General features: G+C 46.4%; 23 protein-coding genes. 14 read left to right on the forward strand and 9 right to left on the reverse strand.

Annotated elements, in window-relative coordinates; all coding sequences use genetic code 11:
- Positions 1 to 187 precede the first annotated feature (187 nt).
- Positions 188 to 4,078 carry an immunoglobulin-like domain-containing protein gene (locus EGM68_RS03685; RefSeq protein ID WP_129548676.1) on the reverse strand — a complete coding sequence of 1,297 codons (3,891 nt, stop codon included), beginning with the start codon at positions 4,076 to 4,078 and terminating at the stop codon, positions 188 to 190.
- 48 nt (positions 4,079 to 4,126) lie between these two features.
- On the reverse strand, positions 4,127 to 4,468 hold the full coding sequence (locus EGM68_RS03690; RefSeq protein WP_013369306.1) for a phage tail protein: 342 nt from the start codon (positions 4,466 to 4,468) through the stop codon (positions 4,127 to 4,129).
- Between the two features lie 245 nt (positions 4,469 to 4,713).
- On the opposite strand from EGM68_RS03690, the gene EGM68_RS03695 reads away from it, so the two are divergent.
- The 3 genes from EGM68_RS03695 to EGM68_RS03705 are packed head-to-tail and all read left to right on the forward strand — an operon-like array spanning position 4,714 to position 8,733.
- Positions 4,714 to 6,414: a spore germination protein gene (locus tag EGM68_RS03695; RefSeq protein ID WP_040102183.1), complete on the forward strand. Its 1,701-nt coding sequence runs from the start codon at positions 4,714 to 4,716 to the stop codon at positions 6,412 to 6,414.
- 22 nt (positions 6,415 to 6,436) lie between these two features.
- A complete protein-coding gene (locus EGM68_RS03700; protein ID WP_040102182.1) occupies positions 6,437 to 7,531 on the forward strand; it encodes a GerAB/ArcD/ProY family transporter in 1,095 nt (364 codons plus the stop codon).
- A complete protein-coding gene (locus EGM68_RS03705; protein ID WP_090737004.1) occupies positions 7,528 to 8,733 on the forward strand; it encodes a Ger(x)C family spore germination protein in 1,206 nt (401 codons plus the stop codon). The genes EGM68_RS03700 and EGM68_RS03705 overlap by 4 nt, the downstream gene beginning before the upstream one ends.
- A gap of 74 nt (positions 8,734 to 8,807) precedes the next feature.
- Here the strand turns inward: EGM68_RS03705 and EGM68_RS03710 are convergent, their stop codons facing one another.
- Entirely contained in the window at positions 8,808 to 9,356 is a 549-nt protein-coding gene (locus EGM68_RS03710; RefSeq protein WP_013369310.1) for a PadR family transcriptional regulator, read from the reverse strand.
- A 160-nt stretch (positions 9,357 to 9,516) separates the two neighbouring features.
- Between EGM68_RS03710 and EGM68_RS03715 the strand changes: the two genes are divergently transcribed.
- A complete protein-coding gene (locus EGM68_RS03715) occupies positions 9,517 to 10,008 on the forward strand; it encodes a phenolic acid decarboxylase (protein WP_016819418.1) in 492 nt (163 codons plus the stop codon).
- Between the two features lie 105 nt (positions 10,009 to 10,113).
- Here EGM68_RS03715 and EGM68_RS03720 read toward each other — a convergent pair whose 3' ends face one another.
- The 3 genes from EGM68_RS03720 to EGM68_RS03730 all read right to left on the reverse strand — a co-directional run bounded on the left by EGM68_RS03720 (position 10,114) and on the right by EGM68_RS03730 (position 12,733).
- Positions 10,114 to 10,560: a hypothetical protein gene (locus EGM68_RS03720; protein WP_058711701.1), complete on the reverse strand. Its 447-nt coding sequence runs from the start codon at positions 10,558 to 10,560 to the stop codon at positions 10,114 to 10,116.
- A gap of 270 nt (positions 10,561 to 10,830) precedes the next feature.
- Complete coding sequence (locus EGM68_RS03725) at positions 10,831 to 11,226, reverse strand: winged helix-turn-helix transcriptional regulator (protein ID WP_025677980.1); 396 nt, start codon at positions 11,224 to 11,226, stop codon at positions 10,831 to 10,833.
- A gap of 163 nt (positions 11,227 to 11,389) precedes the next feature.
- Positions 11,390 to 12,733, reverse strand: coding sequence for a glycoside hydrolase family 30 protein (locus tag EGM68_RS03730; RefSeq protein ID WP_129548677.1), 1,344 nt, complete (start codon positions 12,731 to 12,733; stop codon positions 11,390 to 11,392).
- A gap of 213 nt (positions 12,734 to 12,946) precedes the next feature.
- Between EGM68_RS03730 and EGM68_RS03735 the strand changes: the two genes are divergently transcribed.
- The 7 genes from EGM68_RS03735 (at position 12,947) to EGM68_RS03765 (ending at position 18,718) form a co-directional block, all read left to right on the forward strand.
- Positions 12,947 to 13,627, forward strand: a complete 681-nt coding sequence (locus EGM68_RS03735; RefSeq protein ID WP_014599457.1) for a response regulator transcription factor — start codon at positions 12,947 to 12,949, stop codon at positions 13,625 to 13,627.
- Positions 13,624 to 15,393 (forward strand): sensor histidine kinase, encoded by a 1,770-nt coding sequence (locus tag EGM68_RS03740; protein ID WP_129548678.1) that lies wholly within the window; start codon positions 13,624 to 13,626, stop codon positions 15,391 to 15,393. Before EGM68_RS03735 ends, EGM68_RS03740 begins: the two co-directional genes overlap by 4 nt.
- Before the next feature lie 23 nt (positions 15,394 to 15,416).
- Positions 15,417 to 15,926, forward strand: a complete 510-nt coding sequence (gene pssA / locus EGM68_RS03745; RefSeq protein WP_025677988.1) for a CDP-diacylglycerol--serine O-phosphatidyltransferase — start codon at positions 15,417 to 15,419, stop codon at positions 15,924 to 15,926.
- A 22-nt stretch (positions 15,927 to 15,948) separates the two neighbouring features.
- Entirely contained in the window at positions 15,949 to 16,443 is a 495-nt protein-coding gene (locus tag EGM68_RS03750; RefSeq protein WP_013369317.1) for a DedA family protein, read from the forward strand.
- 89 nt (positions 16,444 to 16,532) lie between these two features.
- A complete protein-coding gene (psiE, locus tag EGM68_RS03755) occupies positions 16,533 to 16,949 on the forward strand; it encodes a phosphate-starvation-inducible protein PsiE (RefSeq protein WP_013369318.1) in 417 nt (138 codons plus the stop codon).
- A gap of 55 nt (positions 16,950 to 17,004) precedes the next feature.
- A complete protein-coding gene (locus tag EGM68_RS03760) occupies positions 17,005 to 18,012 on the forward strand; it encodes an AI-2E family transporter (protein ID WP_013369319.1) in 1,008 nt (335 codons plus the stop codon).
- Between the two features lie 145 nt (positions 18,013 to 18,157).
- Entirely contained in the window at positions 18,158 to 18,718 is a 561-nt protein-coding gene (locus EGM68_RS03765; protein WP_129548679.1) for an NADPH-dependent FMN reductase, read from the forward strand.
- A gap of 67 nt (positions 18,719 to 18,785) precedes the next feature.
- Here the strand turns inward: EGM68_RS03765 and EGM68_RS03770 are convergent, their stop codons facing one another.
- The gene (locus EGM68_RS03770; protein ID WP_129550286.1) at positions 18,786 to 19,703 is read right to left on the reverse strand and encodes a ketopantoate reductase family protein; all 918 of its coding nucleotides are present in this window, start codon (positions 19,701 to 19,703) and stop codon (positions 18,786 to 18,788) included.
- A 403-nt stretch (positions 19,704 to 20,106) separates the two neighbouring features.
- On the opposite strand from EGM68_RS03770, the gene EGM68_RS03775 reads away from it, so the two are divergent.
- The 3 genes from EGM68_RS03775 (at position 20,107) to EGM68_RS03785 (ending at position 22,222) form a co-directional block, all read left to right on the forward strand.
- Positions 20,107 to 20,478 (forward strand): MmcQ/YjbR family DNA-binding protein, encoded by a 372-nt coding sequence (locus tag EGM68_RS03775; RefSeq protein WP_025677993.1) that lies wholly within the window; start codon positions 20,107 to 20,109, stop codon positions 20,476 to 20,478.
- Between the two features lie 119 nt (positions 20,479 to 20,597).
- On the forward strand, positions 20,598 to 21,224 hold the full coding sequence (locus tag EGM68_RS03780) for a nitroreductase family protein (RefSeq protein WP_045245148.1): 627 nt from the start codon (positions 20,598 to 20,600) through the stop codon (positions 21,222 to 21,224).
- A gap of 38 nt (positions 21,225 to 21,262) precedes the next feature.
- Positions 21,263 to 22,222 carry a ring-cleaving dioxygenase gene (locus EGM68_RS03785; protein WP_129548680.1) on the forward strand — a complete coding sequence of 320 codons (960 nt, stop codon included), beginning with the start codon at positions 21,263 to 21,265 and terminating at the stop codon, positions 22,220 to 22,222.
- A gap of 115 nt (positions 22,223 to 22,337) precedes the next feature.
- Here EGM68_RS03785 and EGM68_RS03790 read toward each other — a convergent pair whose 3' ends face one another.
- Together EGM68_RS03790 and EGM68_RS03795 are read right to left on the reverse strand one after the other, a co-directional pair.
- Complete coding sequence (locus tag EGM68_RS03790) at positions 22,338 to 25,697, reverse strand: DEAD/DEAH box helicase (protein WP_129548681.1); 3,360 nt, start codon at positions 25,695 to 25,697, stop codon at positions 22,338 to 22,340.
- A gap of 169 nt (positions 25,698 to 25,866) precedes the next feature.
- Complete coding sequence (locus EGM68_RS03795) at positions 25,867 to 26,724, reverse strand: macrolide 2'-phosphotransferase (RefSeq protein WP_276311707.1); 858 nt, start codon at positions 26,722 to 26,724, stop codon at positions 25,867 to 25,869.
- Positions 26,725 to 26,861: the final 137 nt, after the last annotated feature.

The following is a 26,861-nucleotide window of genomic DNA, read 5'->3' on the forward strand; positions in this document are numbered from 1 at the left end:
CTACTGTAGAGGTGACAGATGGTTAATCGCCCCGTTTTACAGATATTCATAATATATTTATTGAAGCGAAAAGGGTGAATACACAAGCAAAGCTTAATAAAATATTGATAACAAAAAGCGCGGTCCCCAAATAGCCTGGGACCGCGCTTTAGTGTGTAGTCTATTAGATTATACGTCTTCGACAGATTTATTTGAAAATTCGTACCAGCAGTTCAGCCATCTCGCCTCTGCTGATGGCGGCTTTTGGTTTGAGTGTTCCATCAGGATACCCGCTAATCCAACCCGAGCCTATGGCTTTCTCGAATGCTGTGGAAGCCCAGGAAGCAATCTGCTGATCATCTTTGTAAGATTGCAGTCCAGTAGGGCTGGAAACGGATGTCTGTTTCTGCATCGCGTGTGACAGGATCACCATCGCCTGTTCACGGGTAAGACTTTCATCAGGTCCGAACGTCTGAGCGGTTAGTCCTTGAATCCATCCCTGACGGTGAGCGGCATCCACGGCTGATCCAGCCCAGTGCCCCTTCATATCTGTAAATGAGGTAGACAGGCTTTCGTCTCCAGTAGTTCCTAAAGCCCTGATCAATATGGCTACAAATTCTGCACGGCTTACCGCACGCTCAGGGCGCATGTTGCCATCTTTATAGCCTTGCATCCAGCCTTTGGCTGCAAGAGATTGTAGGGACTTCGCTGCCCAGTGATCTTGTAGGTCCGGCCACACTTGAGCTGGCTCTTGCGAATCTGACGAATGGATTGGGTCATTTTGTACATCGGTCTGATCAACCTGAGACGCGTCCGTAGAGACGGCAACAGCGAAGGTACCTAACCGAGGTGTATTCAGACTCACACCCGACAAAATCCCTTGTGAATTTATCACAGCAGTGCCCTTTAGAATCTCACGCTCGCCATTTTCATACATCACAAGAATAGAGAATTGGGGTTCTACATTCTGCAATTCACTTGAAGATTCGCTATCCAGCGGCAGAACGATGGACGAAGTCCCTGTCACGTTAGCTTTAATTTCTACAGCCGCTCCTATCAGCTTCAGGTTGGATTGTTGCTCAGCCCAATCTCGGAATTGCTGATCTGCCTGCTGAAATGAAATGGTAACGTCCTGCTGACCTGAGGCGGCCATGCTGGTTAGTGTGTCACTGGATAGCATCAGTGTTCCATAACGGGAGATCACCGAAGCTCCAATCTGCTCCCATTTATTCAGTACAGAATGAGTCAGGAGAACACGGCTCATTTGCTTTTCCTGCTCCAAAAGAATGTCAGCGTATGCCTTGCCTTCGCGCAGTGCTTGTTGAATCTGTTCATCCAGAAATGCCGGCGAAGGAACAAAGAGGGAAACAGCTTTCCCTTGCTCTGAAAAAACGATCTGTTGTACGCCAGCAGACAGATCCTGATCCTCATTCTTATCTTTGTTAGACTTGCCTGTGCCCACAGTCACTTTAGCAGGGACGATGACTTTTATGGCCTGCGTCAAAGCATGAGAACCATCGCTTGCCTTCATGACATCCAATATTATAGTGACAACGGAAGGAGTGTCTCTCTGAAAAATAGTTCCGTCTGTACGCACGATGTCTGGTTGACTACTGCTGCTGATGGTCACACGGAAGCCATCGGGTACAGCAGGCAGAATAAGCATTGTATCACTTGTTGTAGGGGCAGGTATGCTTGTGATGGAATCCGCGACACGCTGCGCGGTTAATCCTTGTGGATACACTAGCCCAGAGGGCGCGCTCTTCATGCCATTTACGTTTTGTAGCACATAGTAGCTAGCTCCTTCGGGTACTGGTGTAAATGTATATTTTCCCTCACTCGAAGCGATTCCTTCCGCTATAAGCTCCTGCTGAGCATTATACAGTTCAAGCCGTGCGTTCGGTAAAGCGCCTGTGACGATCACAGAGGCAATGTCCTCATCGCCTGCTGCGGCTGCAACAGCACGGGGCAGCACGTTTATACGGCGTTCTGCCGGCTCTGAGGTCCAACTTCCATTGTCGCTATAAGTATAGTTCAATACGTATACACCAGGTACATTCGTATCGACATTGCCGATACCTGAAAGATCGGGAATCAGAATATTGCCGTATACACTGTCCAGTACGCTGGCTCCTGGATCAGTGAAGCTATCCCCAGTTTCCAGAACAATTGGATTACTGCCATTCAGTCGTACATAAGGTGTATTCGGCAATGCTTTCAGCACGGTAATCGTGAATGTTTTTTGGACAGAAGCTATACCTTTAGAAATCATAGCAATTAACTGTACATTCATATCACCGTCTGTATATTTAGGCCGATTCACCTGACCACTGTCACTGAGGATATCCGGTCGATCCGAAGACCAGTCGATCTGGGTGTCGAATGCCCCTGTACGAGGCAGGGTGATGGAATCCTTAATCCCTTCCGGGTAATCCAGATTTAGTGTTTTTGCCGCCAAATTCACTGCTTCATCAGCACTTACAGGCAATGCGGGTACGAGCAGGCTGAAGGTTTTTCGAAGCTCAATCCCACCTCTTGACACAATCGCTTCGAGCGTGATGGTCTGATCGCCCTGTACATAGGTCGGGAAGGTGACATGTCCAGTATGATCCAGGAACTCCGGTTGGCTCGACGACCATGACACCTGAACACCATTTAGAGCATCTTTTGGCAAATATACGTCTCCGGTTACTGTCGTTAGCGGTAGTTCAAGTGCTCTGTATGCTGCGTCCACGGCTTCAGTGTCGCTCATCGGCAGACGCAGTACGTGTGCAGTAAAATCCTTTGTTTTCGTTAAGCCTGCAAGTTGCAGGGTGGCCGTTAGGGTAACATCGGTATCTCCACTACTATAGGAAGGTCTGGTGAGTGTTCCATCTGCTGCAATGACAAGAGGTTTGGACGAGGACCATTCGATCTGCACTCCACCATAACCGGATAAAGGGAGAGATACATTTTCTTGTACCGCAGACAAATCACCCAGCGATAGGGCATCTGCTGCTTGATTCAATGTATCTTGAGCAGTCATCTTCGAAACGGTAACTTCAAAAGTTTGGGTATCCGAGGCGGTTCCTTTTACAATCGTTGCTGTCAGTTTTACCTTCTGATCACCCAGATCGTACCGCGGGCGTATTACAGCTCCTTCGTTCGTAATAACGTCAGGAGTATCCGAACTCCAGCTCACCGTCGTATCATTCAACCCAGTGAGTGGCAGGGTCAGCTTTTGGGATACTGAATCCACTGTGTCTTCAGGGGAGAAGCCTAAAGTAAGGGCGGCTTTGGCTTGTGCGACTTTCTCGGCATCGGTAAGTATGGTCACTTTGGCCTCTGCGGGGGTGCTCTCCCCCTTAGCATTCACGGCCTGAACCGTGTAGACTGCTTCACCTGGCGGTAATGCTGAAGTGTCTATGAATTGGGTTAGGCTGCCTGTGTAGAGCGTTATACCATCACGCACGACTTTGTAGGAAGTTGCATAAGGAACGGCATCCCAGCTTAACTCCACCGTATTTCCATTTTTAATACCTGTAAAATGGCCGGGGGCCTGTGGAACGGGTAATCGCTCCCCATAAGCCGCGAATTCCATGATGGAAGCCCATTGATTGTTTCTTGCATTTCCTTGATCAATATATAATCGCAGGTATCGTGCAGTTACAGGGGGAATGCTTTTTTGAAAATTAGAACTCCCATTATTCTGCACGGTATCCACAGTCGCCCAATTAAATCCGTTGCTGCTCGTCTGCAATCGGAAACTGTATGGATCACGTTGATCGTTCCATCCATAATGGACACCCATACCTGTAACAACATATCGATCTACGATATACCAGTCTCTCAGATCTACCTGGATCCATTTTTCACCATTGCTTGCCTGATACCAGCGGCTTGTCGGGTCGACTGACCCATCCACAGCCCTGGAGGGATCATAGGGCTGGGTGTAACCGCTGGATGTAGTTGGTTTGTTAAACACTACATTTTCCCAACCGGCAGCATGGGCTTCATTCGTCCCTATGAACAGGAACGCACCACTGATCAATGGCATGAGTGGAACCAGCACACGGTAGGGTTTTAACTTATTGCGTGTGAAGCTATTGCCTTCGAGCACGCTATCACCTCTTCTTTATTAAATAGCACACTTATTGATGTATTCATATTATGGGCGGGAAGGGTATGGCCCCTCGGTAGCGATGTAGTAGTTTACATTCGGCAACGGGGAAGCTCCGCGCAAGTCAGGCAATGCAAATGTACGCACTCCATCACCGCCAAAATTAGTGCCCAGCAGGCTGAATAATACTGAATTCTGAGAAATATCCAGGAGTTGACCCTCGCATTTTATCCAGCCCTTAGGAGCGTACGTATACGGATACATCGTAATTTCCCCAATATAAGGCTCGGGCGATGCTTGAGCCTGTTTGGGACTGATTGCCGTTCCTCCTAACAAAATGACCGCCAGCAGACTCAATACAGCGGTTTTTTTCAAAAAATGATTCTTCATACCTACAACTCCTTTTAGATTCGAATAATGGACCACGAATTCAACAAATTTGTGACATTAGTCATAGAATGAATAGATATTATCATGGATTTCCACTTTTGCAATACAGTTCATCTATCAAATTCACCTTTTTATTCCTTTTGTGAGCAAAGAAATTTATTCCATCTGGTCCATCTTTCATGCATCTTTTTTCTAATCCAGGTAAATCTATATACAAATCGGGTGGAATTCAAGGAGGAATGAACGTGTGGAAGGTCATCGGAACTCATGTGCCCAAATGGAATGTGTGGGTGGAAGCCCTCTTTTTATTTATCATCCCTTTGATTATTTTTCTGACAGTACGACAACTTAAAGCGCTGGATGGCCGGGAAAGCAGACGCAAGGAGCGATTGAAGCTGCTAGAAGAAGAAGACCGTTCGGAGCAGGCAGATCACAACCCGTCTATAAGTGAGGCAGAGAAGGCAAAGGGGACCTTTACTGAAGATTATGAAGCCAATGTAGCCAAAATCAGACAGGCAGTCACGGATATGGCAGACGTGAACGAACGAGCAATTTTTCTGGATAATCTGAACGCTGAAGGCACACTTTTTTTTGTAGATGGATTAACGGACAAGGTTGGCATGGACCAGAACATTTTAAAGCCTCTGATGGATTGGGGCAGCTCCGGGCAAGAAAGGGAAGAGCTTCCGCGAGGAAAAGAGCTTCGGGATATGATTGTTCACCAGGTCATGCTGGTATCGGAGACAGAGTATACGTTAGAGGTACAGTTTTCCTTGCAAAAGGTGCTGTTCGGTTCAGTCATACTCATGATTCAGGGCATACCCGGTGCTTTTGTACTGGGTACGCCCAAAGGGAGTACACGAGGGGTGGAAGACCCGATATCGGAATCGGTGCTGCGCGGACCACGAGTCGGCTTTACAGAGACACTCAGCGACAATACAGCGATGCTGCGCAGACATGGAGAAAGTACGGAACTGGCTATGTCTTCCTTCAAAGTCGGCAAAAGAGTGGAAAAACAGCTGATGGTAGTGTATTTCAGAGATATTGCCGACCCGGAGCTTGTAGATGAGGTGAAGCGGCGGGTCCAAACGATAGATATGGATGAGGTACTGGAGTCGGGCTATGTAGAGCAGCTTATTGAGGATAATTTTCTCAGCCCATTTCTGCAAATTCAAAATACGGAGAGACCAGATCGAGTCATGGCTGCATTGCTAGAGGGACGTGTAGCGATTCTGCTGGACGGTACACCTTTTGCGCTTCTTATGCCTGTAACGTACGGGATGATGCTCCAGTCTCCTGAAGATTACTATGAACGATGGCTACCGGGGTCGCTGATTCGATTTCTTCGTTTTATGGCAACTTTCATATCACTATTCGCCCCAGCGCTGTATATCTCCTTCATCTCGTTTCATCCCGGATTGATTCCAACCAAGCTGGTCATTTCCATTATCAGTGCGAGACAGGGAGTTCCATTTTCGACGCTGATTGAGGCCCTGATTATGGAAACCTCGATTGAGATTTTACGCGAGGCAGGACTTCGGCTCCCCAAACCCATTGGACCAGCCATGGGCATCGTCGGAGGTTTGATTATTGGACAAGCCGCTGTTGACGCCGGGATTGTAAGCCCGATTCTCGTTATTGTGGTGGCAGTCACGGCGATTTCTTCCTTTTCCGCCCCTGTATACAGCGCTGGCATTTCCATGCGTGTTCTGCGCTTTGGAGCCATGTTCACGGCGTCTATCTTTGGCTTGTATGGCGTGATCATGTTTTTTCTGATGCTGAGTATTCATATGGTTAAATTACACAGCTTTGGAGTTCCGTTTCTTAGTCTAACGACCCCCCGTTCGTTCAAAGACTGGAAAGATTACTTCATACGAGCACCGTTGCAATTTATGAAAAACAGACCCATTCTTTTGAAGCATAAAGACCCTAAGCGACAAGGATGAGCTCAACACAGGAGGGAGCAAGATGGCCCGTGGGAAAAAAGCGGATAAGATTACAACGTTACAGACAACGGCAATTGTGGTTTGCTTTATGCTGGCTGCCGGGTTGCTTACCCTTCCAAGAGTAGCAACTGAAGCTGCAAAAACACCGGATGCGTGGATATCTGTCATTTTAGCAGGGGTGGCCACTTTTCTCTTCGGATGGGTTATAGTCAAACTAAGCTCGCGGTTTCCAGAAAGCACCTTTTACCAGTATGTTCAGCAAATAACAGGCAAATTCATTGGCAAAGGGATTGGCATGCTGATTGTTATTTATTTTGTTTGTATAGCCGCATTTGAAATCCGATCTGTGGAGGAAGTAACGTCGTTCTTTCTGCTTGAAGGCACTCCGGCGTGGGCGATTTCAGCACCTTTTATGTGGCTCTCTCTGTACCTATGCATGGGGGGAGTGGGTTCATTAGGAAAGATATGTCAACTGATATTTCCGGTTTCGGCGGCTATCTTTTTGCTGATCTGCTTGCTGAGTTTAAATATTTTTGAATTGAATAACTTGCGTCCTGTCTTGTCGGAGGGGGTAATGCCAGTGCTTAGAACGCTCAAGACTACAATCCTGACATTAACGGGGACAGAGTCCTTGCTGATTATTCTTTGTCGGATGGAAAAACCTGAGAAAGCAACGAAGGCAATCGGACTGGCGATTGGGATCGCGGTCGTTTTTTATACAGCTACGTTGATCCTGTGCATTGGCGCCTTTTCAATGGAAGGGGTCTTGAGCAGAACCTGGCCATTTTTAGATTTGGCCCGCAGCTTTGAAGTGGAATATCTGTTATTAGAACGGTTCGAGTCCTTATTGTTGACCATTTGGATCATGCAGATTTTTGCGACATTCAGTATTGCTTTTTATTGTGCTTCGCTCGGAGTTTCTCAAATTTTGAATAGCTCTTATTCCAAGATGTTGTTCATTTTGCTTCCGCTCATCTACCTCTTGTCCCAAATTCCGAAAAACCTGAATGAGCTATTTTCTTTTGGAACGGTCATCGGGAATGTAGCGTTCGCTTTATTCGCGCTACTTCCACTGCCACTGTTGCTTATTTCGTACTGGAGGGGGGCACGCTCATGAATCGTGTTCGTGTCCAGTCAGGATTACTCGGATTGATGGCTCTTCTGATGTGCTGTACACTTTCAGGTTGCTGGAGCAGTTCCCCAGTGGAGGATCTAAATCTGGAGACAGGTATTGCTTTGGATATAGCGGAAGAATCCTCGCAAGAAAAACAAATTAATCAGGAAGGGGGAGATTATCCCAAAAAGGAGTTAATTACAGGAACCTTTCAATTTGTCATTCCAGAGGAAAGCGGCGGCTCCAACAGCTCCTCTCCACAAGCCAAAAAATTTTTTAATATTACGGAAACAGGAGATTCTGTTTTTGAAATGATAAGAGAAATTTCTTTGCGGACCAATCGTCCTCCCATTGGGCAACATTTGAAAACCGTTATTATCAGCTCCAGTCTGCTTCGCAAGATTCCGTTGTATGAGCTGCTGGACTTTTTCTTGGGGGATAATGACATTCGGCCCAGCGTACAGCTACTGATTAGTACAGAAAAGGCGGGTCATGCGCTTCAAGAGAAAATTCCTGGTCAGATTCCTGCCTATATTTTAAAGGATATTTTCCAAAACCGGAAACGGAACGCACGGTTGATAAAACCCATGGCCTTTGTTAAAGTGATTGGACCCATGAAGGGTGAAAGAAGCTTTATATTGCCCAATGTCATTACAGCAGAGAATGAAATCAAGCTTGCAGGTGCGGGAATCATTAAGGGAAAGACGCAAACATACGGTGGTTATCTGAATGAGTCAGAGGTTGAGGGTCTTATGTGGATCAAAGGCGATCTGAAGGGAGGCGTGCTGAAAAGCAGCGATCCGAAGACCGGTAAAAATATAGCATATGAGATCAAAGCGGTGAAAAGCAAGATCAAGGCCATCGTTCAGGGGGATGACATTTTCTTTCAGGTAAAAATGACCTCAGAGGGACGCATTTCGGAGGTGCATATAAAGCATGAAAATTTACGCAACAACAATGTGCTTGGACAAGAAGAGAGTCTTTTTCAGGAGAAAGTGAATTCATTAGCTGAACAAACCGTAGCTAAAATGCAAAAACTGAAGGTTGATGTCGGAGGTTTCGGAGAAGCCTTGAGGATTCAACATCCTAAAGTTTGGCGTAAGGTCAAAGAGGATTGGGATACCACCTTTAGCACCATTCCCGTAAGGTTTAGCACAGATATTCATATTGAAGATTACGGCTCTTCGATTACGACGGCAGACTGAGGAATTTCGTTTGCACCTGTTATGGACAAACCTTCAATACCACGAATCTAGGTGGCATTGAAGGTTTTTTAAGTCTATTTAAATAGGGATAGTGTTTCTTTCAGCCACGTAATATAGCTTTCTTCCCGATTAATAGCACGACTCAGCACTAAATAATGGCCGAATTGACTAGATCCGGGCACTTGAAGGTTCTCGTCCAGCCGTTGAAGGGATTTCTTACTTTCGTACAGGTATTCCAGCTTTTCTTCTCGTTTGGCAATCTGGTCCTCGAACAAGCGCTTGCTTTCTTCCTTGGGGATGGCTGCTGAGAAATACAGCATAAGCATAAACTCATCCTTTTCTGTTTCCGGTAACTCTTTGGGGCTTAGCAGCCATTCAGTTAGCTCCTGGGTCCCTTTGGGGGTTATACAGTACAGCTTCTTTTCCAGCTTGGCTCCTGTAATGGATGTGCGATATTCAATGAGTCCCTCTTCGGTCAGCCTTTTAAGCTCGGGGTAAATCTGACTGTGCTTGGCGCTCCAAAATTGTCCGATTTCCTGCTTGAATTGGCTCGTAATATCATAGCCGCTCATTTCCTCTTTGTGAACCAGACCCAAAATGGCATATTTTAATGTGCGTTTCAACGTTGTTCTCCTCGCAATGGGTATTTGACAATAGTATATCACAGCGCTACAATTTATATGTATCATAAAACATGTTTATATTTACATGTTTGAATGATTGTTTATTATTTTGGTGTCTTGTTCAATTCATAAACTCATAATAAGGAAAGAAGGATGCAAGATGGACAAGTTTATCGGCAGTCACATGATTTACACCTATGAGAATGGCTGGGAGTACGAAATATATATTAAAAATGAGGATACGATTGATTATCGCATTCATAGTGGGATGGTAGGCGGACGCTGGGTACGTGATCAGAAGGTCAATCTGGTGAAGCTGGTAGAGAATGTGTATAAAGTATCGTGGACCGAACCGACAGGCACAGACGTTTCCCTGAACTTTATGCCTGAGGAAAAACGGATGCATGGCATTATTTTCTTCCCAAAATGGGTTCATGAGCATCCGGAAATCACGGTGCGCTACCAAAACGATTTTATTCCGCTAATGGAAGAATCGCGTGAAAAGTATGAAACCTATCCGAAGTATGTGGTTCCTGAATTTGCGGATATTACCTTCATCGAAAATGCAGGTGTGAACAATGAACAATTAATTTCCCAAGCACCTTACGCTGGAATGACAGACGATATTCGTGCAGGGAAGTTGCAAGCATAATCGAACATGGTTAATGGAAGTTGTACAGCCTGAGCCTGTGGTAAGCAGTCTCAGGCTTTTTTACGTAAACTGGAGAGTGGATTGCTTATGCAGTGGTGGACGTAGCTAGAATGAATAGTAGACCAGTCCATGCTCGATAAGATATGAACGACTAATCCGAGGGGGGAGGACGGTCGCTGTTGGGGAGAGAATGTACGAGTTCGCATGGGCAGTCAGATCGGATAGGGCAGATAGAGCCAACTCTGTTTTAATAGGTCCCCAGTGATCAGCGCGGTGCTTAATATATTGTTCAGCCTCGGTCAAGGAGAGACCTTTGAGCAAGGTAAATACGGAAGCCCAGCGGACAAGGTCAAAGGTGCCTTTAATTTCAGGCAGCTTATATTCCGCCAGGCCCTGAGCGCCGTTACACGACATAGTAAGCAAGCCGCAGCAATGATGTTGATACTGTTCCGGGTTAGGAAATTGACGATGGTCATATTGGATAATTACCATGGAACCAATGCATAATTGCGTCGTTTGGAGCGTTGAGGGCTGGGCAAGCGTCGGGCTCATACTGGAACGGCCTCCTTCTTGGATTCACTGTAATAGGGATGAAAGAATCATACGTCACAGCGGATGTAATGTAAATCATGAATACAAGCGTAAAACAAGTATATGTAGCGGAAAACGGATTTTAATGGCAATGGAAACGGATACTTGTATCCGTCTCTTTTATTATCTTGACGATGGTCTTTATATTACAAAAAACAACCCCAGGTCACCCCAGGGTCGTCTTTATGAAAAATATATATCTGCATTTTGCAAAATGCTTGTTTAGCTGAATCACACGGGTGTTACATCCTGAATCACTTCTTCTTTTTCTTCTTTCCAGATCACGTTCTCGCGATAGTTAGATCCCCAATCGTACATCGCTCGCAGTACCGGAATCAGGCTTTCACCATGCTCGGTCAGTGAATATTCCACATGTGGAGGGACGACAGGATAGACTTTACGCAGAATGAGTTTATCTTCTTCCAGCTCGCGTAATTGGTTGGTCAGCATTTTTTGCGTGATGTGGGGGATCAGCTTCTTCAATTCACCGAACCGCTTGGTGCCTTCCATACCAAGATGCCACAAAATAATCAACTTCCATTTGCCACCGATGACCGCGAGAGTCAATTCTTTATCACAATTAATCAGTTTCAAATCAATCCGGTCTTTTACAGTTGTGATGTTCATCGACCTCCTGTCCGTAGTTATTCCAAGTATACTATGTATAACTACAGTACGCAAAAGGAGATACATCCATTTTGGAAACTATGCATACGATGGGATACGAATCGACTGAAATCACAATCTGATGATGTGCGCCAGACTGGAAGCTTCCAAAAATCTACAACGGTTAAGCAGGAATAACGATGGTGTTAAAGGACTCCGGCTCCAGCTCCAAACGGTGTGTTGTTTCTCCGACAGACAGATTCAGCACGCGAGATTTCTTAAACGGGTTGGCGATGACCAGAACCTTTTGTCCGTCTGTATTTTGAAAAGCAACCGCATTTCCAGCCCATGAACCCCGAATTCCAATGCGTCTGGCCCCTGGTAATACAAAATGAGAAAAGTGCTTCATAACGTAATATTCCGGGTTCAGAATAGGTTTTCGATTCGCTGGATCCACGGTGATCATCGAATTTTGCTCCCAGCCCCATGTGCTCTTGCCTTTCGGCTCCAAAACCATATTCCAGTAAATATAAGCATTCACACCATTGGTGAAATAGTGCTGATACAGGTTATATACGTATTTGGCGTAGTCCCATGAGTTTTCTCCGTTTCCGCATTCATTTTCGGTCTGCATGTAACGAAGCTCAGGATAGCTGGCTACAGTGCGCTGAATGGCATTTTTGCCTGCCCATTGATAGCCTACCCCTTTAATATATTTATAGGCCTCGGGGTCACTCAACACGGTGTGGGCATACTCATCAAATCCGGTCGACGTCTTTTTCATTAATTCCTCCCACGGATCAGGGGCGTTAATGGTACCCAGCCAAATCTCTGTATCCAGCCCATGTTCCTCAAAATCGGGCCCCAAATAGTCGCGAATAAATTCACGCAGCTGTTCTCCGGTCCATACACAGGAAGGGAACTTCTGATCGGCAATGACTTCATTTTGAACATGAACCTGGTGAATCGTAATGCCTGCCTTGCGGTATGCCTGAACAAATTTGACAAAGTACAATGCATACGCTTTCAAAATATCCTTTTCCCAGCGCAGTGTGCCGTAATTGTAAGCTTTGGGTGATTTCATCCATGTCGGCGGACTCCAGGGTGAGGCGAACAGCTTCAAGTCTGGATTGAGTTGTAACGCTTCCCGAATAAAAGGTATGAGATATTGCTGATCGCGCTCAATGGAAAAGTGCTTCATCTCCATGTCGCCGTCCGTTTCATTGTGGCTGTACCATTCCAGCGCGTAATCACTCGCTCCAATAGGAAGTCGGCAGATTGTGAATTTGTGCTCGCCCTCCGGGTGAAAGAGAGCATGAAGCACCTGCTCTCGTTCTTCGCTGACCAAATGGTTCAGAGCTACATAACTCAATTCATTAAAACAGCCGCCAAAGCCCTCGACGAGCTGATATGCTTCTCCCGTAAGGGTTAGGTTGGCACTCTCTTGGGTTTCGGTCAAATGATGAGCTTGGGATTGCCACGCATTAGCTTTGGAAGTGGAAAACCACTGAATGGTTTGATTGCTCATATGTTACCCTCCTGTTCAGGCTTTTTGTATCTCTACATATTATAGGGTAGGATCTTAGGGGAAGAGATGGTCTGGGCGAAGAGAAATTTGCCCTAATCCAAGGTGAAATTTGCGGATGGGAAGTTTCTGTAGATAAAAAGTAGTGAGAACACATAAAGTACACATCTCTTTGATATGCTGTTGTCCTAGAATGACCGAAAGAGGGAAGTCGATTTGAATAAAAGAGTTCTTCTCGTGGAGGATGAAATACGTATTCGTGAAGTGATTGCGGATTATTTTAAACAAAATAATTGGGAAGTCTATGAAGCAGGCAATGGAAAAGATGCACTCCTCTGGTTCGATTCGGTGCAGCCAGAACTAATTATACTCGATATTATGATGCCTGAGCTGGATGGCTGGGAAGTATGCCGTCAGGTACGCAGCCGTTCAGGGGTACCGATTATTTTGCTGACGGCCAAATCCGGTGATGATGATAAAATATTGGGCTTTGAGCTGGGGGCAGATGACTACGTGACCAAGCCTTTCAGTCCCAAGGTGCTGATTGCCCGCGCGAACGCACTGATGAAACGGGTGGAGGGGCATGTGCAGCCGGAGTCGCATATTTTGCGTTTTGGCAGTGCTATGCTCAACACGATGGCTCATCGGCTTGAGGTGGATCAGGCGGAAGTTGAATTGACGCCCAAGGAGTATGAGTTGCTGCGGCTGCTTATACATAATAAAGGCATCGTAGTTTCACGGGATGCGATACTGAACCGGGTGTGGGGTATCAATTTTGAAGGGGATACACGAGTTGTCGATACGCATATCAAAAAGCTGAGAAGTAAGCTGGGCCGTGAATCACGCCATATTCGCACGGTTTTTGGCACAGGCTACAGGTTCGAGGAGGAAGAATGAACAAACGGGGAGTTACCTTTAAGTTGTTCATTATGACAGTTGTGTTTTTCCTGTGTTTTTACGGTATGGTGATTTTAAGTCAGCTGCTGTTTTTTGAAAATTTTTATCAGAAACAGAAGATTGGGCGTGTGGAAAGCCGTTTGCAAAGCTTCGGTCAAAGTTATGTCCAGGAGGCTTGGGGATCGGGCAGGGTTTCGCGTGAGGCGGCCCGCTTCATGCTTCAGAATAAAAACCAGTTGGCGATTGTAACGTTGGACGGCAAAGTAAAGCTGGATGATGCGTTTCATATCAGTCTCAGAAAAGCAGATGGTAAAGTTGTTAAAATATCGCTGTCTCTATTTATGAGTGAGCACGGAGATGAGCTGAGAGCTGCCCGGATTCAGCCTGGTGATCAGGTCACTGTGGAAGGTGAGATGTTGGGATCTGACGGAATCTCTTCTGCCAATTTAATTTACCCAACAGGCATACAGAAGCTCGGTTTCAAAAATATAGGTTCAAACTCGGAAGAGACAAGCACAAATGACAATGTAAGGCTGTCCGGTACGGTGACAGAGATTGTACTGCCGGATCTGAAAACCTGGAGCCAGCGTCAAGGCCTGCTGTTTAGTGCGCTGGAGGAATGGTTTCCTTTATCCCAGGATCATCTGGAGAGGCTTAAAAATTTTGAAGTGTTGGAAGAAGATTGGACAGAACCTTGGACAGGGGTACGAAATGCAGTTATCGTCCATCCTGTTCGTCAGAGCACAGGCGAGATCGATCTCTTGTTCACTGTGACATCGTTGCAGGAAATCAGTGAGACGAATGAGGCTCTACGCTGGTTTTATCTGTACCTGGGGGTCGGCGGTTTTGCACTCATTCTGATTTTGTCCCTGTTCTATTCCCGAATGGTAACCCGTCCGCTCATTACTTTGAATAATACCGCCAAGCGGATGGCCAAGCTCGATTTTACAGCCCATACGCCAATCCGGCAAAATGATGAGCTGGGCAGCCTGTCCTACAGCATGTATACCCTGTCCCAGAACCTGGACACAGCTTTGCGCGAGCTTCAGGAGGCCAATCAGCAATTGGTCGAGGACATGGAACAGAAGCAGAGGATGGAGGCTGTGCAACAAGACTTTTTTGCCAATGCTTCTCATGAGCTGAAAACCCCGTTAAGTATCATCAAGGGATTCGCAGAAGGACTACAAGATGGGGTTAGCGCGGGGAAGCAGGATCATTATATGAAGGTCATTGTAGAGGAAGCGGACAAAATGGAGCGATTGGTCAAGGATATGCTAGACCTTGCCAAATTGGAGTCTGGAACCCTCAAGCTTCGCAAGGCGACCTTTATCCTGAGTGAGCTGGTGGAAGAGGTTGTGGATAAGCTATTCCATCTGTTGAAGGAGAAGAAGCTGGAAGTGGTTATTATTCCTGCCAATGAGCTGCCGATTCATGCCGATATAGGATGGATGGAACAGGTGATTATCAACTTTGTTGTCAACGCCATACGGCATGCCGAGGAAGGAAGCTCCATCACGATTCGTATCGAAGGCTCTGGGGAAGTCAATACGTTTTCCATTGAAAATAAGGGTGAGACCATCCCAGATGATCAGTTGGAGCTGATATGGAATCGTTTTTACCGAGCCGAGCTCTCCCGTAGCCGTCAGACAGGTGGGACAGGACTCGGGCTATCGATCGTTAAACGAATTCTCGATTTACACGAATTCCGCTATAAGGCGGAGAATACCAAGGACGGCGTCCGTTTTGTCGTTATATTCGGAGGCTAAGCTACGGCAAAGGAGTTAAGAGTATGAAATGGAATTGGTTGCCCTCACTATGCACGATTGCAAACCTGGGGGCAGGGGTCTTATCCCTGTATTTCACGATTCATGAGCAATACATGACCGCTTTTATTCTTGTGGTGGTGGCTGCTTTATGGGATGTATTAGACGGTTTGCTGGCAAGGCTGCTGCATTGCTCCAGTGATTTTGGCAAACAGCTTGATTCGCTGGCGGATGTGGTCTCATTTGGGGTTGCCCCTGCTTTCTTGATCTTGTTATACAAGCTGGGAGATACTCATTGGATAGGACCGCTTGTAGCTGTGTTGTTTGTGATATGCGGTGCGGTGAGGTTGGCAAGATTCAACCTGATGGCTTTTAGCAAAGGCTTTGTGGGCATGCCCATTACGGCCGCAGGTGTGATTTTGTCCTTTATGTTTTTATGGAGTGAGCATTTGAAACCAGGGTTGTTGCTGGCACTCATGGTAGTGCTGTCATTCCTAATGGTTAGCCGTATTCCCTTCCCGTCCTTCAAAAAATAATCGGTCAGGAGGTGGCGTCCCTATGGAATGGGCCATCAGCATGATTACACAATACGGATATATTGCTATTTTTGCACTTCTTGCCCTTGGAATTATAGGGCTACCCGTTCCTGATGAAATTATTATGGTGTTTGTCGGCTATCTATCTTCTATCATGGTACTGAATTATTCCCTATCTATATTAGTCAGTTTCATTGGGGCGATGACTGGGATGATGATCAGTTACACGCTAGGCAAAAAGCTGGGTCAGCCATTGGTAGATAAGCACGGCAAGTGGGTGGGACTGACACCGAAGCGGTTTGCACGGGTAAAAGGATGGTTTGCACGCTTTGGGTTGTGGACCATTTTGTTCGGTTATTTTATTCCAGGAGTCAGACATGCAACAAGCTATTTGTCGGGGATTAGCGCGATGCCTGTCCGAAAATATATGCTGGTGGCCAGCGCCGGTTCTCTGGTATGGACACTGATCTTTATCTCTATTGGTTACATTGCGGGGGCGAATATAAATTTTCATTAAGGTGACCGCAAAAGTAATGTAGCATTTTTCATGTATTGCACCGATAATATAATATAAAAGAACCTGTACAACCAGTGAGGGGATCTGTATTGAATGCACTAATGAAGTATATTGAAAAGTTACCTGGTTTTCTGCAAATAATCTTGAATATCTCGCTGTTTCTGGTCGGGCTGATTTTAAGCTTCTTACTTCTAAAAGAAACATGGTCCATATTTTCATATGTGTTCTTGTATACAGAAGCCGACAAAAATTACTATGAATTCACGGAAGAACTGCTTGTATTCTTCTTGTATTTTGAATTCATTGCATTAATAGTTAAGTACTTTAAAACCAATTTTCATTTTCCATTACGTTATTTCATCTATATTGGGATTACAGCCGTCATCAGGCTCATTATTGTGGACCATGATGATGCTCAAAATACATTCTGGTGGTCCATTGCTATCCTAGTCATGGTAGGTTCTCTATTGATTGCTAACAGTAAATTATTAAAGAGAGAAAGTTAATGCCGAGGAAGATTGCAAGGGTGACAGTCAAGTAGGAGAGAGGGAATAAAGACGAATGGTAAGAAACTGGATGAATCATGCAGGCGTCAGGCGGGCAGCTGTCCTTGCGATAATCGTTTTACTGCTCTTTATGTTAAGAAGCATGATGAATATTATTTTGTTAACACTGTTGCTTACGATCTTGATTGGCAGTATATATAACGGTGTGAATAAGCTGATCAAGCGGTTCGCCAATGTGCCGCCTATGATCGTGCTACTACTGGTATACGGGTTGCTGATTCTGATTATCGTGTGGGGAGTTTACCGAATGGTGCCGCTAATCAGTGTACAGGTCAAGCAGGTGTATCTCATGATTCAGCAAGCCTACATGTATCCTGATCGTAACCAATGGAACGAAACGATTATTGAATTTATGGACACGCTCAATGTTCAGCGGTTATTTGAGCCTGGCTGGAATGCGGTAATGAAAATCAGCCAACTGGGAACACAACTGCTGGTATCGATTATTTTGAGTTTGTTCTTCCTGATGGAAAAATCCTATATTACACGCTTTACAGCTACGTTTGTGGATAGTAAGCTGGGTTGGTTCTTCAAGGAAGTGGGCCATTTTGGACGCATGTTTCTGGGTACATTCGGGAAGGTGCTGGAAGCTCAACTATTGATTTCACTCATCAACTGTATATTGACGACGACAGCTCTTTGGATTATGGGTTTTCCCAATCTGCTCGGCCTCGCGCTCATTATATTCTTGTTGGGGTTGGTGCCAGTGGCGGGTGTATTTATTTCCCTGATCCCGCTCGGTCTGATTGCTTTTAGCGTCGGAGGAATCAATTATGTGATTTACTTGGTTATTCTGATCGTAGTTATTCATGCGATTGAAGCCTATTTCCTGAATCCGAAGCTGATGTCATCCAAAACCAATTTACCGATCTTCTTCACCTTTGTTGTATTGATCTTCTCTGAGCATCTAATTGGGGTGTGGGGCTTGATTGTAGGTATTCCGTTGTTTGTCTTCTTCCTTGACTTGATTGGAGTACAACGCAAGCAAGAGAAGGATACCTAATATATTCACGACAGATACGAACATAGTAGTGACTATGGATTCTTCATCACGAATGCCTGCGAAGCCGCAGGCATTTTTTTTGATTTTCCTGGCGTTGACTGTAGTACACTGAGTATCAAGATTAGATCAAGTGAAAAGAAACGAGATGATAAGGATGGAACAAAAGATTAAGGTATTGGCTATATCGGGGAGCCTTCGTCAAAAGTCTTCCAACACCGCGCTTATGAAGGCTACTATTGGATTGGCTTCTGAAAATATATCATTCATAGTTTATGATGGATTGGGGGATCTGCCCCATTTTAATCCTGACTTGGATGTAGAGGAGGGGCCAGCTTCCGTAAGAGAGCTACGGGAGCAATTGAAACAAGCCGATGGAGTGCTGATCTGTACGCCTGAATATGGGAATGGTGTGCCGGGTACTTTGAAAAATGCCTTGGACTGGCTCGTATCTTCAGGTGAATTTGTAAACAAGCCTACAGCGGTCATTAGCGCTTCACCGTCCCCTATGGGCGGCAATCTGGCTCATGCTTCGCTACTGCTCACATTGCAAATGATCAATGCAGAGATTGTGGGAAATGGAAAGGTCATTATTCCGCATATCACATTGAAGCTGAATCAAGAAGGCATCATTACAAATGCTGAAACTAGACAGGAGCTGGAAGCATTACTTCAAGGGCTTGAGCAAGTTTGCCGAGGAAAGGTATAGGGAAATTCAAAGCAGATCCTTCATTATAGAAGGATCTGCTTTTTCGGATGGCCACCTACTTCGTAATTCAATTCAATAAGCTCTCATAGACCTTTAAGCGGGCATACACCGTTTCAAGTATCGGATATGAAATATTACTGTTAGAAGCCAATGCCAGAAGTGCACCATGCAGATGGCTTGCTTCAACCGGTAGATTTTTCTGCATATCACGTTGCATGGAAGACATCATCTCAGGCTTTAAGGAATCCATCGTTTTTAGCGTATGTGCTTCCATTTCTGAATGAATAGGCATATCTGCATTGCGTGCGATTGTGACGATCTCATGCAGTAGCTTTTCATAGATTGCACGCGATTCGGGCGTGGCGAGTATAGGTCCGACGGAGGTACCCATCAGGGTTGTGATTCCGCTCATGCTGGCAATAAATATATACTTCTGCCAAATTTCACGCTGAATGTCATGACTGTGTGTGACTGTGAAGCCTGCATGATCAAGATGGCTACATAGTAGTTGCGCCCGCTCTGAGTTTCCTCCATCCCATTCACCAAAAACAATGCGGTGGAACGGGCTTGTCTGAACGATAGAGCCTTTGTGATTTAACGTCGTTTCAATATAACAAAGCCCACCCAGCACTTTTTCAGCCCCGAAATATTCACGCAAAGATTTAAAATGTTCATAACCGTTAAGTAACGGAAGAATCATTGTATTTTTGCCGATATAAGCCGCTAGATCGGGCCGCAATGGAGGCAGGTGGTACGCTTTGACCGCGAGAATAATACAGTCAAATGGCTCAGTAGCTTCACCATAGGTAATAGCCTGGATCGGTGTCTGAAAATCTCCGTGCACACTTTGAATCGTAAGACCGTTTTCTGCCAAATGAAGCTTCTTGGAAGGGCGGACGAGAAAGGTTACATCTTCTCCCTTTTGAACCAGGCGTCCCCCGAAATAGCCTCCAATAGCTCCTGCACCCACAACTAGAAACCGCATCATAGGGTCCCTGCCTTTCCTAACTTAGTTTTTGAAAAACAAAAAAACCTTCCAGCACATTACTGAAAAGGTCCGAAAGGCAAAAAAAGAGTCAATTTGCGACCGTTCTTTTGTCTCGGTCCTTTCGGATCAGAGCAAAATCCAACGAGTTCACCTCCATAGGCTCACGCTTATACTTATTAAATTGAATCTTACCAGAGTACCGTTCGAATATATCGATACAGCCTCTCAGGGAAGTATACCAGAATATAGGGTTCCTGTCCCATATAAATCCAATCCGAACAGCGTGTGTGTGATGGTATCCATAAAGCACGAACCTAGTGTATATGGAGCGTATAGAGGTGATATAATAGGGCGCAATAGGTTTATAGACCGATAACTTGGAGCAGAGGAGAGAAGGCTGATGTTTGAGCAAATTGTAGCGTATGGTCTGAGTCAAAAAGAGGCTGTTAAGGATTATCCATTTGGTGCTGATCCCCTGGTACTAAAGGTAGGGGGCAAGATGTTTGCTCTCCTGACTGAAAAAGATGGCATTAGCCACGTATCCTTGAAATGTGACCCGGTCATTGCAGAAAACCTGCGTGAGCAGAACAAGGCCATTAAACCAGGCTATCATTTGAACAAAAAGCATTGGAATACGATAGAGGTTGATAACAGCTTCCCGTTGGAGGATTTGTACAGCATGATCGACCATTCGTATGAGCTGGTCTTCAAGGGCTTAACCAAAGCGCAACGCGAAGCGATTACGATGAGGATACGGTCAACGGATCTGTAAAGGGTGGTAAAGCCCGTACATAACACTTTTACAGTTTTACTTGACAGAAAACAACTAAAGATATATTCTTAATTTAAAGATAATTTATTTGAAAATAATATCAAGGAGTGGACCTGAATATGAGCGAACTGGTGAATGTTATTCAAGAGAGAAGATCGGCTTCTAAATTTATTCCTGATGTTACTATAGATGCAAAAGAACTGGAAGAGATATTTCAGCTGGTGAAGTTCGCTCCATCGGCTTTTAATTTACAGCATGCGCGTTATATCGTAGTGCAGGATGCAGAAATCAAACAAAGGCTGCATGATGAAGCAAGTAAGCAGTATAAAATATTAACTGCTTCGGCCACCATTATAGTGCTGGGTGATACAGAGGCTTATACCAAGGTAGCTGACCTCAACGAAGGGTTCCTGAATTTGGGTGTTCTGAGCAAGCAGGAATATGATAGCACAGTAGAATCGGTAACTCAGTTTTATCGCGAGCGGGGACCTGTCTTCCAGAGAGAAGAAGCAATTCGTAATGCCAGCCTGTCGGCTATGCAATTGATGTTGATTGCCAAGGACAAAGGCTGGGATACTTGTCCGATGATCGGTTTTGACCCGGCGAAGGTGCAGGAAGTACTGAATATCCCAGAGCAATTTGTACCCGTGATGATGATCACCTTGGGAAAAGAGGACGAATCAGGTCAGCGGGCAAGAGGATATCGCAAGCCAGTTGGACAGTTTGTTAGCTACAATGGATTTTGAAATTTGTAAATCATCATGTTCATTAAGGAGTGACTGAGATGTCTTTGAAAACCGCTGGAATTCACCATATTACGTCCTTTGCGGGCGATCCGCAGGGCAATGTTGACTTTTATGCAGGTGTGCTTGGTTTGAGATTGATCAAAAAGACAATTAACTTTGACGCTCCAGAAGTATATCACTTGTATTTTGGGAATGAAGAAGGCAGCCCGGGAACGATCATTACCTTTTTTCCGTCTCCGGGTACACGCAAGGGTAAAATTGGAGGCGGACAGGTCGGGATTACGACGTATGTCGTGCCGCTGGGCTCGCTAGATTACTGGGAAAACCGTCTGCACAGCTTGAAGGTATCCTTCACGAAGGCTACTCGCTTTGGCGAGTCATTCATCCAGTTCCGAGACAATGAGGGCTTGCATCTGGAACTGGTGGAGCGCGAGGAAGGCCCGGTGAACACGTGGACAGCCGGAGGCGTGCCTACAGATAAAGCGATCAAAGGCTTTGGAGGAGCAGTGCTCTACAGTGCGGATTCCAAGCACACCCAAGGCGTGCTGGAGAATGTTCTGGGCATGACTCCCATCGGTGAAGACGCAGATGCGGGTTATATCCGTTATCAGACGACTGGGGATTTGGGCAACCTGATCGACATTACAGTCAAGGATGTACCGTGGGGGAACGGCGGCGCCGGTACGGTTCACCATATTGCGTGGCGCGCGCAGGACGATACCGAACATCAGGCGTGGAATGAATGGGTTCGTCAGCATGGTTTGGGGACGAGTGGCATTGTAGATCGCCAATACTTCAATGCCGTATACTTCCGCGAGCAAGGCGGTATATTATTCGAGATCGCAACCGATCCGCCCGGATTTACGGTGGATGAGGAATTGAATGAATTGGGGCACAAGCTGATGCTGCCTGAATGGTATGAGTCTCAGCGCGCCCAGATTGAATCTAATCTTGTTCCCATTGAGCCTAGAGTGCTCAAACAGGATGAATCGGTTTGAGCAGGACAATCACATATGGAACATTAAAAGGTCCAATGCGGGAAGATTTCCACCCTCATTGGACCTTTTGGGTTCTGAAGTGTCAGTATCGTAAAAATAAGCGTGGAAGAGCTAGTTAGATCATGAGCAGCTCACGAATCTCCAGCTCGGTCAGTGCTGAAAGGCTTTCTTGTCCCGGCTGAATGACCTGGTCGATCAGGTTTTTCTTTTTTTGCTGTAGCTCATACATTTTGTCCTCTACCGTACCTTGGGCGACGAGCCGAATAACCTGCACAACTTTTTTCTGGCCCATTCGGTGTGCACGGTTGGTAGCCTGCTCCTCTACAGCGGGATTCCACCACAGGTCATATAGAATGACGGTATCTGCGCCGGTGAGGTTCAGACCCGTACCTCCTGCCTTGAGGGAAATCAGGAACAGCTCGCGTTCTCCTTCGTTGAAGCGACTGCACAGCTCGACTCGTTCGGGGGCAGGAGTCTGTCCATCCAGGTAAAAGTAGGGAATCCCTTCACGGGAAAGCTCGCGTCCGACCATTTGAAGCATCGTAGTGAACTGTGAGAAAATGAGCATCCGCTTCCCGGAGCCGAGACATTCCGTAATAATCTCCAGCAGTTGTTCAAATTTGGCCGAGCTTCCCGTATATCCTTCTATGAATAAGCCCGGATGACAGCAGAGCTGACGAAGCCGGGTCAGACCTGCTAGAATTTTGATCCGGTTTTTCTGAAATCCTTCTTCGTTGAGATGCTTCAACGTTTCATGCTGGAGCTTGGCCAGATAAGCCGTGTACAGCTTTTTCTGATCCGGAAGGAGCCGTGATACCTGCACGGATTCGATTTTTTCCGGCAGTTCCTTAAGAACATCACTCTTCAGACGGCGCAGCAGGAACGGACGAACCCGCTTGGCAATCACATTGCGAGGCAGATTGTGAAATGCTCTTTTTCCGCAGGGAAATAGCTCAGGAAATACAACGTCGAAGATGGACCATAGTTCTTCCAAGGTATTCTCGATTGGCGTTCCTGTCAGGGCAAAGCGGTAACGGGCTTGTACATCCTTAACTGCCTGTGCCGTCTGGGTGGCATGATTCTTGAACGCTTGCGCCTCGTCCAGAATAAGCGTATGAAACGATGGCTTGCTGTACACCTCTGCATCGCGCCGCAGCAGCGGATAGGATGTAATAATGACGTCATAACTGGCGGCATCCCGTATAATCCGGCCTCGTTCCTCCGGGCTGCCATCGGCAATAGTGACGCGAATATGCGGGGCGAATTTCTCCAGTTCATTCCGCCAATTGTATACCAGTGATGCAGGGGATACAATCATGGCTGGAAGCTGTTGACTGCGAATCTCCGGCAATACAGAGACGAGGAAGGCAATGCTTTGCAGCGTTTTGCCCAGCCCCATATCATCTGCCAAAATGCCCCCAAAACGGTAATGTGCCAAGGTCTTAAGCCATTGAAAACCGTAGACCTGATAATCTCTTAAGATTGGGGCGAGCGTGACGGGTACGGGAAAGTCAAGATGATCAGGATTGCGTATATTTTCTAGCAGCTGGCGAAAGGTTTTACCCAAGGTCAGATTTTTTACATGATCGTGAGGATCAATCAAGTACAGCCCCTGTGTGACTGGGATCCGAATTTGCGCTGCATCCAGATCGCTTTTGCGGATACCTGTTTCGTTCATGAACCGAATTAACTCCTTGTACTCCTCTGTTTCCAGCGGTAGCAAGGCGCCATTCGGCAGACGGTGATATCTCTGTTTTTCTTCCAGCGATTGGAGCAGCTTGCGAATTTCCGATTCTGGTATACCCTCAATATCAAATTTAAATTCAAGCCAATCTGTACGTTCGTCCCATTCCGCTCGTATTCTTGGGACAGGTAGCGTATTATTGATTTTCGCTTTGACTGCACCTGTGGCATAGACGTCCAGTAGCTTTTCCAGTTGCGGAACAGTATGGTACAAAAAGTCATACTCTGCATCTTCATCTTCCATAAAATATCCGCTGTCTGTTCTGGCGAAGGAGCTATGCTCCATCAGTTCCAAAATCCGCTGCTCCTGTTCCCCATCACGTATCAGAATACGATCGTTACCTGGCGTTCGAGCATCTGTTTCCAACGGGTTGATGATGATGTCTCCATATTGGAATTCCAGTCCTGCCAGCAGCTTGTCTCTTACCCGGTCCAGATACAGTTTGGCCTTCAACGGATGCTGGGCGACCCGATCTGAGACAGCACGTGTCATATGGACACGTCCAAGCTTCATTAACCCGGGCACGACCTTATCCATAAATGATTCCATCTGTTCTGGTGCAATCTGGACTGCTCGTCTGTGATGTACTTCGACCATCTGCTTGAGCTCGGACAAACGCCGTAAGGAATCAGCCTTTTGTTTTACAAGCTTGCCATCGGCAATGACGACACCGTAGTCCTCCATGATGGTCAAGTCATCTAGTCCTTGAATGCTTAGCTGGTAGCCTTCACTTGTGGCTTCGGTCTCATCAAATTCAAATTGCAGCGGAAGCATCAGGTCGGACTGGGGGATACCTTCGCTCATGTTTCCGTGAATTTCAAAGTAGACGCCCTGTGCTGCTGTCAGCAAGGGGAGCAGCCTATCCCAGGCCGCGGGCGGGATGAGAAGCATTCGCTCACCACTCATATGACTGCCGGAGGCTGAATACGTACCAGAGGTTTCCCGAATCATGCGCTCCTGGTGGCACACCTGAGATAATTGCTGGAGGATAGCGTCATGTTCAGCTCGGAAGCGGTACAGCTCCGGCTCGTAAGAGAAGCTTTTCGTGAACATGTAGCTATCCCCACGGTCGATACTATCCAGAAACGGGCGGATTTTCTGAACGATGTATAATCGTTTGGGTCCAGCCTTCATTTCCAATCCAAACATATATTTTTGGTAACCGTAGGCAAAAGGCCGGATGACAAATTGAAAATCCAAGATCGCGCGAGTATCCAGCAGCGCAGGTGTGCTGCGAAGCGGTCTCTTGCGGCCGAATAGTTTTAACATACTGTCGGTCAGCTGGAGATCCCCTTGTGTGATGCCTGAGGATCGTGCTGTTCTGGCAGTGTGCTCATTTGGGGCATCTGTAGATATCCCGTCTGCACCCATACTTCCCGCTGGATCTGGGGCAGTGCCGGGATGAAGTCTGGAGACATAGGAACGTACGGACACACTTTTCCCACGTCGCATATCATAGGCATTTAGGAGAACAGCGGCAATATGTTTGCAATAACGTTCGGTGGTCTGAAATGAGCTACAGGTGCATTCCGCGCGGATACTGCCGTTGGGCCGAATCATCGCAGCAACAGCATAAAAGCCGCTTCCTTTGACTGTAGCTTCATACACACCTTCATTATGATCTATCTGTGTAAAGGCCACCTTTTTGGCCCGGTAATAGGCATCCCCGTCGTCGTAAGCAGATTGACTGCATAGTTGTCTGATCGCTCGCCGGGTAAGTTCAAAACTCATGGTTCGTAATCCTTTCCTGAGTTATTCCGTTTTCTACATGATAACAGAACAGACAGGGGGAAAGACACTTGAGTACGGAATGTAATTTTACGAACAAGGAGAGAGGACAGAAAAAAAGCAGGCCTTGGTCCGTCATTGAACCAAAGTCTGCCAGGTGGCTACAGCTATATTATATGTCGGGCAGTCCTTCTTCTTGCTTATGGACACCCAGCGCGTTACGTGCCATCTCCATATATTCATCTAGTCCGGATTTGAGGGCGAATTCGGCGATAAGCACAGGGTAAGCCGCGGTCAGTTCAATGATGTGTTCGCTCATACGCGGCCATACACGTCCGCCTGCTGCCTTGTAAAACTTCAATAGACGAGCAAGCTCTACTTCTCCGAACAAAGTATAGTAACTCGTAAAATCAATCGCTGGATCAGCTACTTCGGCCTCGGTCCAGTCCAGCATTCCAGTAACCTCTGTATTCGATGAGACTAGAATATGGCCTGGATGCAGATCGCCGTGGACAAGAACGGAATATTCCGGCCAGTAGCTATCATCTGCCAGCCAGGCCTGCCATCGTTGCCACAGCTCCCCGGATACACCAAAGACGCGCTGTGTTTCTTCCATTCGCTGACCCATTAAGTGCCGAACTTCGTCGTGTTGCTTTACGCGGACACCGAAATCGGCTGCCCGTCGGTGATCCGTCTGGTGCAACGCGGCTAAGGCTTTAGCGAGCGAAGCAACGAATCTATCCGTCAGAGCGTCTGGGTTGATGAACCATACATAGCTTTTTGTTTCCATATCAATAGTAGCGGCAGGAGTGCCCTCCAGCTGAGGATAGGCGATGAACTCTGGACTATATACCTGCCAATCCGGTACTTCTACAGGTAGCGTATCACGAATCAACCGAAGCACTTTGTGCTCGTAAGCCGCTGATTGGATCACATCTATTCGTCGCGGTGTACGTAGAACCCAAGGGGTACCCTGAACGTCTTTGGCGAATAGGGCCCGGAAATCCAGCCCGGACTCGTTGAGCTCCAATCCTTCATGTCGTATGTGAAGCCCGTTGCTTTGGGCAAGGCCAATATATCGCTAACATCTTTTGAGTTAGTCAAGGGACGCTTTTCAGTCATATGAAACACACCTCATTGTTCAGATTTAGTCTTAAAAAAAGACAA

Origin of the sequence: Paenibacillus sp. M-152, assembly GCF_003856555.1 — a bacterium.
GTDB classification, from domain to species: domain Bacteria; phylum Bacillota; class Bacilli; order Paenibacillales; family Paenibacillaceae; genus Paenibacillus; species Paenibacillus polymyxa_C.